The organism is Streptomyces sp. NPDC013457, from assembly GCF_043089925.1.
Classification (GTDB): Bacteria; Actinomycetota; Actinomycetes; order Streptomycetales; family Streptomycetaceae; genus Streptomyces.
The window spans coordinates 30,694-42,882 of the sequence record NZ_JBICBL010000018.1; the positions used below are offsets into that span (position 1 = coordinate 30,694).

A 12,189-nucleotide genomic window follows, 5' to 3' on the forward strand; every position below is an offset into this window, starting at 1 on the left:
GGGCGCCCCCGCCGTCATGATGTTCGGGCTGCTTCTGTTGGCGTACTCGGTGAATGCGATGGACCGGATGGTTTTTCCGGTCCTGTTGCCCGAAGTCCGGGCCGAGTACGGCTTCAGCCTCGACCAGTCCGGCCTGCAGTCGACCATTTTCGCCCTAGGCATGGGGCTCACCGGTATTCCCGCCGGGATCGCACTCGCCCGACTGAGCCGCAAGCTCCTCATCGTCGTCGGCACCGTGATCTTCTCCGTCGCCACGCTGCTGACCGTCGTCAGCGTGGGCTTCGTCGACATGCTGGCCTGGCGGGTCCTCTCCGGTGTTGGTGAGGCGCTTCAGCTTGCTGCGATCCTGACAGTGGCGGCGGGAGCCTTTCCACGCAACCGCGGGCTGGCGATCGGCGCGGTGAACGTGGCGTTCGCCACCGGGGCGGTCATCGGCCCTGTGGTGGCAGCGGAACTCCTGGAGCGCCACGGCACCTGGCGCTCGCCGATGCTCGTCTTCGGCCTTGCAGGGCTGCTCGTGACGGTCATGGTGGCGGTCGTCGTGTCCCGCCGGTTCACCGAGGCGAGCGAACAGCAAAATCAAACGCAGAGTGTCGGCGGGTCGCGCTCGCTGCTGAGCTGGAACCCGATGGTACTCGCTGGCATCACCGTGTTGTTCGGGCTGGCGGACTTTGCCTACATCGGCCTCTACGCAACGTATCTGAGGGACGAGCTCGGCTTCACCCCTGGCCAGGCCGGTCTCGCCGTCGGGCTGTCCGGCCTGGCAGCATTCGCCTCGCCACTCGGCGGTTGGCTCATCGACCGGCTCGACCCGCGCTTCTGCCTCGGTTCCATGAATGTGCTGACGGCCGCTGCGGCGGCAGCACTGTTCCTTGGCCCGCCCAACCCGGCGTGGCACGTCACCTTCTCGTTCCTGTTCGGGCTGTTTGCCAGCGGCGGCGTATACGTCGCCGTCGCCGGTCTGCTGGTGAGGTCCGTAGACCCCGCCATCGCCGGCCAAGGCTCGGGCATGTTCATCACCTGCGTGTACGTCGCCGCCGGCGTCTCGGGTTACGTCTTCAGCCACCTGGTGACCGGGCTCGGTTGGGTCGACGCCGGACTCGTGCAGGTCGCGGGCTTCTCTCTCGCGGGCGCGCTGCTGGCCCTACTGCTGCGCCCAGCCTCGTTCAGCGCTACCCCCAGATCGGAAACCTCATGACATTTCTATTCACTCCGCCGGCTGTAGTGTCAGTACCCGTCGCCGGGACTGCCGGGCGGTTCCCCGTACGCCGTGTCTACTGCGTCGGCCGCAACTACGTCGACCACATCCAGGAGATGCGCGAGGGCAACGAACGCGACGACCCCTTCTTCTTTCAGAAGCCGACCGACGCGGTCGCCGGAGACGGCGCCCTGGTGCCGTACCCGACCCGCACTGCCGACTTCCAGTTCGAGGGCGAGCTGGTCGTCGCGATCGGGGCCGAGGGCGTGAATGTGACGACCGAACAATCGATGGAACTGGTGTTCGGCTACGCCGCTGGCATCGACCTAACTCGCCGCGACCGTCAGCGTGACTGCCGCGAGCGGCAGATCTCCTGGGAAGCCGGGAAGTCATTCGACGCCTCCGCCCCCTGCGGGCCCATCACACCCCGTACGCAAACCGGCGACCTGGCTGGGGCCGAGCTGCGGCTAGCGGTCAACGGCGAGGTGCACCAGAGAACACCACTAGCGCTGATGATCTGGAACGTCGCCGAAATCATCGCCCACCTGTCCACCGACTACCGACTCCGGCCGGGCGACCTCATCTACACCGGCACTCCCGCCGGCGTCGGCGCCCTCGTCCCGGGAGATGTCGTCCGCGCCGAAGTCGACGGCCTTGCCCCTCTGTCCGTCACCATCACCGAGAACGGGAACTCTCACGATGACCATTAACTCCGGCATGAAGCCCACTGAACGCATCGACTACGACCCCATCGAGGGACGCCCACCCCTGCGCCTCCCTGGCGGTGCGCGCGTCGCCGTCTGGCTGATCGTCAACGTCGAGGAGTGGTCGGACACCGAGCCGATGCCGCGCACTGTGCTCACCCCGCCGGCCGGCGGGGTGCCCTCACCGGACGTACCGAACTGGGCCTGGCACGAGTATGGCAACCGCGTCGGATTCTGGCGCATGCTGCGGGTGATCGACCGGCACAGCATCCCCGCGGCGTTGGCCGTGAACGGCGCGGCAATCACGAGCTATCCGCAGATCATCGAGGCCGCCGTCCACCGCCACTGGGAATTTGTAGGCCACGGCTTCACGCAGAAGAACATGCAAAAGGTACCCGACGAGCGGTCCGACATCCGGCGCACGCGTGAGGCGATCGTCGCGGCCACCGGGAAGTCGCCCCGAGGCTGGCTCGGCCCCGGCCTCACCGAGACTTGGGAGACTCCCGACCTCTTGGTCGAGGAGGGATACGAGTACGTCTGCGATTGGGTGCTGGATGACCAGCCGACCCGGCTGCGCACCCGGACCGCCCCGCTTGTCAACGTGCCCTACACCCAGGAGTGCAACGACGTGGCGATGATGCTCATCCAGCACCACGCGGCCGATGAGTACCGGCGCCGCGCGACGGACCAATTCGACCAACTCCTCGCCGACGCGCGTGCTGACGACTCCGCGCGCGTCATGGCCCTGGTCGTCCACCCCTATATCATGGGCGCGCCACACCGGCTGAAGTACCTGGATTTGGCCCTGGAGCACATCGTCGGCCACGACGAAGCGACCTTCTGCACAGGCGAACAGATCCACGACTGGTACACCGAGCAAACCACGGTCCGAACCGAGGACACGTGTATGGATGTTGCAGCCGGCGGCTGAGTCCGACCGCGCGAGTAGCCCGGCCGCACGGCGAGCGGCCGCAGGCGCTCAGGAGCCGAATCACGTTTCGAGGCCTTGAGCCACGTGGTGCGCATCGTCGCCTGTCCAATAGACGTGCGGTACTAGCAGGCGTCCGAGGACGAGCAGCGTGGTGCCGTCGACGTGTCGAGCCCGCGTCCCGCTCGGCGGATCCCAGTGGTCGTCCCCCACGTGATCATTGAGGTGCAAGGAGCAGTCTGTATGCTCGCTCGGCTGGGGTTCCCCAGCCGAGCGTCTTGCGTGGGCGGCCGCTGAGTTCGGCAGCGACGGCGTCGCAGGGTGAGGTCAGTGCCTTGGGGAAGTGCTGTCGCAGCAGGCTGTTGGAGTTCTTGTTCGACCTGCACTGCCAGGGTCCGCCGGGGTTGGGGGAGCAGAGAGGGGGGCCGCCCGTCGATGCCGGTGATGACGCTAAGCGCGTGATGGCTGGCCGCCCTAGTCTTCTGAGTCAGGAATTCTGTTCAGATAGTTGGCGAGGCGTTCGAGGATCTCGTCCTCGGTCTTGGTCCAGACGTAGGGCTTGGGGTCGGTGTTCCACGCGGTGATCCAGGTACGGATGTCCTTCTCCAGGGCCTGGACGCTCTTGTGGACGCCTCGCCGTATCTGCTTGTTGGTCAGCTTGGCGAACCACCGCTCGACCAGGTTGAGCCAGGACGAGCCGGTGGGCGTGAAGTGCGGGTGGAAGCGGGGTGAGTCAGCAGCCAGGTCTTGATGGCCGGTGTCTTATGGGTGGCGTAGTTGTCCAGCACCAGGTGGACGTCCAGGCCCGCCGGTATCTCCTGGTCGAGTTTGATCAGAAACTTCTTGAACTCCTCGGCCTGGTGTCGGCGGTGCAGGGAGCCGACCGGCTGCGTCTCGCCGGTTCCCGGGGTCACCCGGTACACCCTCATTCTCATCGTGGGACCCCCTCGGCTCGTCGCTGATCAGGTACTACGTCCATCGTGACGAGCCGTGGGGGCGAGAACTCTCTCAGTTCGGGGAGAGTTCCGGATCTACATGCCGATCCAGTTGGCCATGCTGCCGAGCGTCTCCGTGGTCCGGCGGGACAGGTGGACCAGGCCGCGGATCGTCTCGCGGGCACCCGGGTGGTACCGCGTCTGCTCGGGCGCGGCACGGCGGGCCGCGACGAGACTCTTCAGCGCGGCGTCCGCCTTGCCGAGCTCCATCTCGGAGCGGGCCCGGTCGGTGAGGAAGTGGGCCCGGCGCGAGGTTGCCATGGCTGCCGGGGGTTTGATCGCCTTGGCTTGCTTCAGGGCATCGTCGAACCGTCGCATCTCCACGGCGGCGGACATGCGGTGCATGGCGACGTTCGTCGGGCCGAAGCTCAGCCAGTGCACATCCGACGCATCTCCCACCCGGGCCGCGTAGCCGGTCGCCTCGGCAATGTGGGTGTCGACCGCGGCCTTGTCGCCCGCGCGGGCGGCGATGACCGACGCGCCGAGGTGCAGCTGCCCGGCGACCGCCAGCGACTCGCGTGACTCCCCGGCCTGCCGCGTGCCGTGTCCGGAGCCGATGAGCCGGCGGCCGATGGAGTACTCGCCCTCACGGAAGTACACCAGGGCGCGCATGTACTGGCGGACGGCGGCGAGGCACGGGTCGGATGCGCGCTGGGCTGCCCAGTCCATGCGGCGAGGGCGACGGCAGACAGGTCGTAGTAGCCGAGCTTGACCGAAATGTCGTGCGCGGTGCGGTACGTCGAGGCGAGGGCCTGCCACAGGGCGGTGGCCGGGTTGCGCCACGCGAGTGTGGTCAGCTCCGTGATGACGTCGGGGAGCGCGGACGCGGCGGCGTGAAGGTGAGTGGCGCGAACCTGCCCGCACAGCACATGTAGGGCTGTCCCGTCAGGACGGTGACATCGATCCGGAGCACGCGCGCGACAGCAGCGGTGAAGTCGGCGGACGCCGGGCGGGCGCCGCACTCCACCTGCGTCAGCCAGCTGTACGAGTACGGCAGCCGGTCAGCCAACTCACGCTGGCTCAGACGGGCGAGGCGCCGCTGCTCCTTGATACGCGTTCCGGTGTGGTCGTCGTCGGTGGAGGGCATACGGGTCTCCGTTCCTGACTCATCATCCAAAACGGTACCCGCGTCCGCGCGCGGGTGTGCCTCTTCCGCACACGACTCCACCCGGAGCGGGCGCGGTTGGATGTGATCGGATAGGCGCATGACTCGGACCCTGTACCTGTTCAGCTCGGCGGCCCCGCCGGTGTTCGACATCGCCCGCGTCGTCGAGGACGCGCAGGCCGACGGCTGGGACGTCTGCCTCGGCCTCACCCCCACCGCGGCCCGCTGGCTCGACAGGTCCCTCGACGGCCTCGCCGCGCTCACCGGACACCCCGTGCGCTGGGACTACAAAATGCCGGGCGAGCCCGATGTCTGGCCGAAGGCGGACGCGATCCTCGTCGCGCCGGCCACCTTCAACACCGTCAACCAGTGGGCGCTGGGGATCACGGACAAGTTCGTCGTCGGCGTCGTCGCGGAGGCCATCGGCAAGCAGATCCCGATCGCGGTCCTGCCATGCGTCAACACAGCTTATTCGGTCCACCCGCAGTTCGAGCGGTCGGTCGAGACGCTACGGGAAGCAAGGGTAACGGTGCTGTACGGCGAGGGCGGGTTCGTGCCGAACCAGCCCGGCCAGGGAGACAAGGCTGCATACCCGTGGCGGACGGCCCTCGACGCGGTACGCGACCTGCCTCATGTCGGCTGACCCCAGACACGACAACACCGCCCCCTCCCACCCGGGCCGACGTGCTGTTCGCGATGCTCCGCGACGACACGTCTACAATTCGCAGTCGTCGGCCGCAGTCACCTGATCTGCGGGGCTGCGACGAGAACAGCCCAATCGGCCTCGACAATGAAGGCGAGCGCTGGGTGGCCATAGCCACCTTCTGGGTCCATCACACAGGCTTGCGCAGCCGCCGCCCGACCTCCCGAAGGAAGCCGGAGAACACAGCAAGCCGATCCTGGCCCGGTAACTCCCCAGGTTGAAGTCGAAGTCGACTTCATCGCCGGCATGAAAACGGAAGATTGCGGACCATCCGCAGTTGGCCAGACCCGCAGATCCGGGCCCTCTGCAACCGCCGGGCCGGACAGCACGGTCTCCGCGAGCCACACCGCCATGCTGCCCGCCTCGCCGACCCAACGCACACATGCAGGGAGGAGGTGAGCAGAGATGGTCAGGCCGTGGGACGGACGGCTGTCACCAGGAGAGTGCCGGCGGCGCGGGGGCCCTGTGTTGCGGAGGGCAGGATGGTGGTCTCGATGCCGGTGAATCCGGCTTCGTCGAGAACCTTGGTCCACACCTGCTCCTGGAGTACCCAGCGGCGCATCGTGGTGCTTTCACCGTCAGGTGTCTTCGCTGGGATGTCGGCGGGCACGACGTCGGTCTGGCCGGGTGCACCGCTGAGGTAGTGGGCGAGGGTGGAGAACGCCAAGCGTCCCCCAGGCTTGAGCGCGCCGAATACGGCGGGCATCATCCGGTGTGGATCGGCGAAGTCGATCGCGCCGAAGACGCTGTACAGCACGTCGTAGGTGCCATTGGTGGTCAGGTGGTCGACCACGTCGCGGGGCACGAGGCGCAGGCGCGGTGCGAGGTGGCTGTAGAGGTCGGTGGCCATCGCGTGTTGCGCGGGAGAGGCGTCGATCGCGTCGACCCAGGATGGTTGGTGGCAGGTGGCCAGGTGTGCGGCGTGCCGGGCTGCGCCGGCGCCGAGGTCGCCCACGCGTAGGCCGGTCACGTCGCCGAGGACTTCGGTCCCGGGCCCGTCGTCCTGGCTCCAGGTCCAGTGGAAGGCGGCCGGGACGGTGCGGTCGGTGATGGCGCGGGTGCGTCCGAAGTGATGCCAGAGGTCTGCGGTGGTCACCCGCCTCATCCTGGCCGCAACGGCCGGATTGCGGGTGGGTTCGGCGGGAAGTCACCCGCACGTGATTCGGGGCCCGGCCGGGCGGCCGGGCCCCGAATGCTCCGCGCGGAGGGGCGGTCAGTGTGAGTCGTTGCCCTGATGGCATGGGCCGCAGGTGGCGGCGTCGGCCCACAGCGGCAAGTCCACCTCCCACCCGTCGGCGGCGATGCGGTGGGCCGTCTTCATCACGGAGCCGTCGTTCTTGAACTCGACCTCGGGCACGTGGTGAAGGAAGCGCCCGCCGTTGTGCTTGTCGCACAGCTCGGCGTAGGTCACGGTGTCGAGGATGATCGTGTGCACGCCGATGTCGACGAGCGTGCTGGGCGCCAGTCCCAGCGACTCGCCCCGGTGCCGCATCGCGGTCAGCAGGTAGGCGTAGCCCTGGCCGAGGACACGGGCCGCCATCACCGAGTCGTACGGGTAGTCGCGCATGAGGAGCGCGACCTGCTTGTCCCACAGGTCGGCCGGAACGACCTCACGCGCGGAGCGAACGGGTCGGCTCGTCGGGTCAGCGGCCGGAGAGGGAGAGAGGGTGGTCATGGCTCCTCCGATGGGGCGGACCCCGGGGATCGGGGCGACGTATCCACAACACCGCGCCACCCGGGGCATGGGCTGGCAACTTGCCTTCCGTGCACGCTGTTTGCACGCCATGCAAATCGTCTCGACGGCCTCACCCGGACGCCCGTACCGTGGAAGCCCCGGTTGTGCGGTGTGTGGGAGGGGCCAGTGCCCGGTGACCCGCTCTGGAACAGCACGAGAGCACGTGAGTTCGCTGCGCAGCGGCGCCCCGGTGCATTGATCCGACTCGGCCGGGAGCACCGCGCCTGGACGCTCGCCGCTCTCGGCGACCGAATCGGCTGCTCGCCCGCCACGGTCTCCCGGCTTGAGCGCCGCACACGGGTCGTCGACCTCGCTCTGGTGCACCGAGCCGCGCTCGAAGTCGGCGTTCCTCCAAATATCCTGGTGACTTCCCTGGCGCCCTTGCCTGCGACAGCAGCCGCGGCCACTAGAGTGACGGCCAGTCCGCGTGACGCCGAGGAGGACCCCATGCGCCGCCGCACGCTGCTCACCGCCACGGTGGCGGCCGGACCGGCCGTCCTGCTGACGGGTCTGGACGAGGCACTGGCCCAGACGCCCCCTCCGTTGCGGGCCGGCCCGCTGGACACCCGTCTGGCTGCAGCCCGCGCGCTCTACGACAAGGGCGAGCACCAGCAGCTCCTCGCCTCGCTCCCAGGCCTCTTCGCCGACGCACACGCTGCCGTTGCCTCCCGCGATCAACTCGACCAGGCCCGGCTCTCCGCCGTGTACAGCCTCGCCTCGGCCGTCCTCATCAAACTCGGCTCCTACGACCGCGCACGCCTCACCGCGGACCGCGCCCGCACCTGGGCCCAGGTCTCAGGCTCCCCGCTCGCAGCCGCAGCAGCCGCCCGCGAGCTCGCGATCGTTCTCCGGCACCAGGACCAGAACGACGCCGCCCAGCGCCTCATGACGACGGCAGCAGCCGAAGTGGAAGCCACCGGCCTGCGCACCGACGCCTGCGCCGCCGCCTACGCACAGATGCTCTGCACCCTTGCGTACACCGCCGCACGCGGCAAGCAGCGTGCCGATGCCCTGGCGATGATCGAAGAAGCCCGCCGCGCATCCCGGTCACTGCCTCACACCGCGCCGGCCGGGCGGCTCTTCCCCATCAGCCCGGCAGCAGTCGACCTGTACGCCGTCGGCATCCACTGGGCCCTAGGAGACGCAGGCGCCGCTCTGGAAGCCGGGAAGAACCTGCGCCCCGCCCAATTCCCCACCGCAGAGCGAAAAGCCCGCCTGGGCACCGACATGGCGCGAGCCTGGTGGGCATGGCAGCGGCCCGAACAAGCCGCCCGCGCCCTCCTGGACGCCTACCGAGCCAGCCCCGGTGAGGTCCGCGACCGGCCCGCGATCCGCAACATCATCATCGAACTCACCAAACAACATCCCCACACCAACGGCGTACGCGAACTACACACCGCCCTGGCTCGGGTCAACTGACGTCACCCTGAACGAGGAGCGCAGCGGAGGACGAGGGGGCTGCTCCCACTCCAGCGGACAAATCGGCATTCGGGTTGAAACGGTGCTCGCCTCCGGATCATCCTTACCGTCATGCCTTCCCGTAGCCCCGCGCTCGACGTGTCACAGCTGTCCGACTACGCATACGACTGGGCGTTGATCGACGTCGAGACCTCCGGTCTGACAGCCCGGCGTGACCGGATCCTATCGGTCGCGGTGCTGACCTTCGGTCCAGACGGGGCGTCAACCGGGGAGTTCAGTACCTTGGTGAATCCCGGCTGTGACCCGGGGCCTGTTCACATCCACGGGCTCACCCGCGAGCGGCTGCAGGGCGCGCCCACCTTTGCTCAGGTCGCGGGTCGGATCGGCGCCATGTTGCAGGACCGGGTGATGGTGGCCCACAACGCGCAGTTCGACTACGACTTCCTCGCCAATGAATTTGCTCGCGCCCGGCTCTATCTTCCGGTGAGAAAGCGCCTGTGCACTCTGGCATTGAACCGGCGCATTGAACCGCCCACCGACAGCCTCAGCCTGGCGTCGCTGGCCGCCCACTACGGTATCGCGCAGAAGAGAGCGCATGACGCGCTCGACGACACTCGCGTACTCGCGGGGATCTTCCGTGCCTCCCTCGCGCAGGCGGCCCGGCTGGACCTCCCTCTACCTCTGGTCACCTGCCCCCCGCGGCAGGACTCGCAGTTCGAACCGAGACCACCGAAGACTCCGTGTGCCTACCGGAACCCTGGCCGGCTCACATCCGGCGGCCCGCTTGTCCAGGGGATGAAGATCGCGATTACAGGCGAGACCGCTACCTCCCGGGCTGAGCTGGTGGCCCGGGCCGTCGCCACCGGCCTGAATGTGATGACGTCGGTCAGCAGGCACACCAGCGTCCTCGTCACCAACGAACGGACCTCCGGATCGACGAAGGCGCGGCGCGCCATCGCCGAAGGTGTTCCGGTCCTCGACGAGCACGGCTTCCTCGCCCTCCTGAAGGACGTGCGCCCCGGGACATCTCACGAAGCGAGGTTTCGGAATCATCCCCGACGGCTGTCGTCCCGGCTGCAGCGCCGGCTCCCCCAGCCGCACCGGTGCGTCCTCCTCTGCCGTCTCCTCGGACTGAGGCGGCGCCCGACGTCAAGCCGTTCGCTCGACGCAGGATCCTGGTGCTGGGAGGAACGCACGACGAGGCGTCCGCCGCCCGGGCCAGGGTCGTCGAGCTCGGCGGCGCCGCCGCGATCAACCTCTCAGCGAGCGTCACCGAAATCCTCCTTCTGCCCGGCGGAGAACGCGATCGCCGTATGGGCCGCGTCGCTTCGCTGGGGCTGCCCGTACACGACGCCACGTGGCTCGACACACTTGCCACCGCAGCACCGCACACCGCCGACACACCCGCCGCTTGCGGCACGCCGGCAGACATCCTTCCCCGCGGTGGAGTCATCGACCTCCCCACCCCGACCGCCACAGCCCTCTGGCACGTCAGTGCTTCCTGGGCCCACCAGAAGGGTTGCGAGATCGACGTCGTCACCTTCGTCCTCGACGACGAAGAACAAGTCGCCGGCGACGGCGACTTCATCTTCTACGGAGCGCCGGAAAGTCCCGATGGAGCCACCCGGCTCCTCCACGACGGCCCGACCGAACAAACCGTCACCCTCGATCTCCTCGCCCTGCCATCCGCCGTCCACCGCGTCGCGATCGCCGCCGCCATCGACGGCACGGCCACCTTCGGCGACATCGGAGCCGTCCAGGTCACCCTCGCGCCCGGCAGCGACGCGCCGGCCGTAGCCCAGGCAACCCTCGACGCCGCCACAAGCGAGCGCACCCTGCTGCTCGCCGAGATCTACCGCCGAGGACCCCTGTGGCGCTTCCGCGCCGTCGGACAGGGCTACGACCACGACCTGGAAACCGTCGCCCGTAGATACGGCGTCGACATCGAGTAACCCCCGACGACCGCACAGAACGTCGCCCGTCCTATGTCCCGCACATCCGGGCGTTAAAGGGGGAGCCAAGACCGGACGAAGCCCCGTGGACCGGGGCAGGAGGGGCAGCAAGCATCACTGATCACCGACGCCACGGGCATTCCGCTCGCCGCGACCCTCACCGGCGGCAACCGCAGCGACGTCACCCAGCTAAGCCCGCTCCTCCAGGAAATCCCGCCCGTGCGCGGCCAGCACGGCCGGCCCCGGCGCCGCCCTGACGCGGTGCTGGCCGACCGCGGCGACCATGCTGCCGCAGAGGGCGAGCGTCTCGATCTGGGCAACGACCACTCCGGATGTGAACATCCTGTGTAGTTTGAGCGGCGCTCAGTTCACCGCTCCTGGAGAGACTCGATGACGCAACCGCCGCCTGGCTACGGCTACCCGCAGCAGCCCCCGCCGTACGGCCACCCGCCGTATCCGTATCCTCCGGCGCCGGTCCGGCGCTGGTGGCAGCACCCAGCCGTCATCATTACAGCCCTGGTCGTCTTCCCGCCTGGCGGCATAGCGCTCGCGTGGCTCAGCGGCTGGAGCCAGACGAAGAAGATCATCGCCACGGTGCTTGCCGGCCTGTGGTTCCTGACCCCCTTCCTCGGCGACCCGCCGAAGGACAACAAGGCCGACGCGAAGCCGAAGGCGGCAGCGACAGCCTCGGCAACGATCACCCCGTCCGAGAGCGCTTCGCCGAGCCCGACAGGACCGCCCAGCTTCGTCGGCAAAAACCTCAAGGACGCCAGTGCAGCGGCGTACGGAGCCGGGTACAACTCGATCTCGCATGACGCCTCGGACCAGGACGCCGGGCAGTGGGATGACGGCAACTGGCGCGTCTGCTTCCAGACTCTGAAGGCGAAGAAGGTGGGCGGCAAGCCCACGCTGGACTTCGGCGTGGTCCGCGTGGAATGGCCGTGCCCCGCCAAGGACGGCGAGCCGATCCCTTACCCGAAGATGCCGAACGTCGTCGGCCAGAGCTTCGTCAAGGCGTCCGAGACCCTCAAGCCGATCGGCTTCGAGGAGATCGAGCCCCAGAGCGCGTACACCGACGTCACGCTCCCCGCCTCCGTCGACAACTGGAAGGTCTGCTTCCAGGAGCCCGAAGAGGGCAAGGAGATCCAGTACCCGAAGACGACCACGGCATACCTCAAGCTGACCGCCGCCGGGACCGCATGCCCGAAGACCGAGTACACCGAGCTGCACCCCGACCCGACGCCGCCGAGCGGCGATGACGACGACTCCAGCAGCCCCTCGTCGGGCGGTTCGTCGTCCGGCGGGAGCGACGCCGGCACCGTCACGCCCGGCGCGTACTGCTCCACACCAGGATCGACGGGGGTCAGCAAGAAGGGCGTCGTCTACACCTGCAAGGGCACCGGCCAGGAACGCTGGCGCCGCTGACCACAGAAGCCCCCACCCCCGGAGC

General features: G+C 68.4%; 8 protein-coding genes and 6 pseudogenes. 8 read left to right on the top strand and 6 right to left on the bottom strand.

From position 1 onward, the window contains the following. Positions 1-16 precede the first annotated feature (16 nt). From ACF1G2_RS34240 to ACF1G2_RS34250, 3 genes are read left to right on the top strand one after another with little or no spacing between them, the layout of a single operon-like run. On the top strand, positions 17-1,198 hold the full coding sequence (locus ACF1G2_RS34240; RefSeq protein ID WP_391802067.1) for an MFS transporter: 1,182 nt from the start codon (positions 17-19) through the stop codon (positions 1,196-1,198). Further along, entirely contained in the window at positions 1,195-1,908 is a 714-nt protein-coding gene (locus ACF1G2_RS34245; protein ID WP_391802068.1) for a fumarylacetoacetate hydrolase family protein, read from the top strand. The genes ACF1G2_RS34240 and ACF1G2_RS34245 overlap by 4 nt, the downstream gene beginning before the upstream one ends. Then, positions 1,898-2,833 carry a polysaccharide deacetylase family protein gene (locus ACF1G2_RS34250; RefSeq protein WP_391802069.1) on the top strand — a complete coding sequence of 312 codons (936 nt, stop codon included), beginning with the start codon at positions 1,898-1,900 and terminating at the stop codon, positions 2,831-2,833. The genes ACF1G2_RS34245 and ACF1G2_RS34250 overlap by 11 nt, the downstream gene beginning before the upstream one ends. A gap of 214 nt (positions 2,834-3,047) precedes the next feature. On the opposite strand, the pseudogene ACF1G2_RS34255 reads toward ACF1G2_RS34250, so the two are convergent. From ACF1G2_RS34255 to ACF1G2_RS34265, 3 pseudogenes are all read right to left on the bottom strand, one after another. Continuing rightward, positions 3,048-3,236: pseudogene (locus ACF1G2_RS34255) on the bottom strand (IS30 family transposase); the annotation flags it as partial. 68 nt (positions 3,237-3,304) lie between these two features. Beyond that, a pseudogene (locus tag ACF1G2_RS34260) lies at positions 3,305-3,714 on the bottom strand (transposase); the annotation flags it as partial. Between the two features lie 147 nt (positions 3,715-3,861). Continuing rightward, positions 3,862-4,912 (bottom strand): annotated as a pseudogene (locus ACF1G2_RS34265) (helix-turn-helix domain-containing protein). 118 nt (positions 4,913-5,030) lie between these two features. Here ACF1G2_RS34265 and ACF1G2_RS34270 point away from each other — a divergent pair. After that, positions 5,031-5,573, top strand: coding sequence for a flavoprotein (locus ACF1G2_RS34270; RefSeq protein ID WP_391802070.1), 543 nt, complete (start codon positions 5,031-5,033; stop codon positions 5,571-5,573). 98 nt (positions 5,574-5,671) lie between these two features. Here the strand turns inward: ACF1G2_RS34270 and ACF1G2_RS34275 are convergent. The 3 genes and pseudogenes from ACF1G2_RS34275 to ACF1G2_RS34285 form a co-directional block, all read right to left on the bottom strand. Beyond that, positions 5,672-5,971: pseudogene (locus ACF1G2_RS34275) on the bottom strand (hypothetical protein); the annotation flags it as partial. A 71-nt stretch (positions 5,972-6,042) separates the two neighbouring features. Then, on the bottom strand, positions 6,043-6,738 hold the full coding sequence (locus ACF1G2_RS34280; protein WP_391802071.1) for a class I SAM-dependent methyltransferase: 696 nt from the start codon (positions 6,736-6,738) through the stop codon (positions 6,043-6,045). 108 nt (positions 6,739-6,846) lie between these two features. Then, a complete protein-coding gene (locus ACF1G2_RS34285; protein ID WP_391802072.1) occupies positions 6,847-7,308 on the bottom strand; it encodes a hypothetical protein in 462 nt (153 codons plus the stop codon). Positions 7,309-7,494: 186 nt separating this feature from the next. Here ACF1G2_RS34285 and ACF1G2_RS34290 point away from each other — a divergent pair, with 186 nt between their 5' ends. From ACF1G2_RS34290 to ACF1G2_RS34305, 4 genes and pseudogenes are all read left to right on the top strand, one after another. Next, positions 7,495-8,787, top strand: coding sequence for a helix-turn-helix domain-containing protein (locus ACF1G2_RS34290; protein ID WP_391802073.1), 1,293 nt, complete (start codon positions 7,495-7,497; stop codon positions 8,785-8,787). Between the two features lie 111 nt (positions 8,788-8,898). Further along, positions 8,899-10,739 (top strand): annotated as a pseudogene (locus ACF1G2_RS34295) (TerD family protein). Positions 10,740-10,780: 41 nt separating this feature from the next. Then, a pseudogene (locus ACF1G2_RS34300) lies at positions 10,781-11,024 on the top strand (transposase); the annotation flags it as partial. A gap of 105 nt (positions 11,025-11,129) precedes the next feature. Next, on the top strand, positions 11,130-12,164 hold the full coding sequence (locus tag ACF1G2_RS34305; RefSeq protein ID WP_391802074.1) for a PASTA domain-containing protein: 1,035 nt from the start codon (positions 11,130-11,132) through the stop codon (positions 12,162-12,164). The last annotated feature ends 25 nt before the right edge of the window (positions 12,165-12,189 follow it).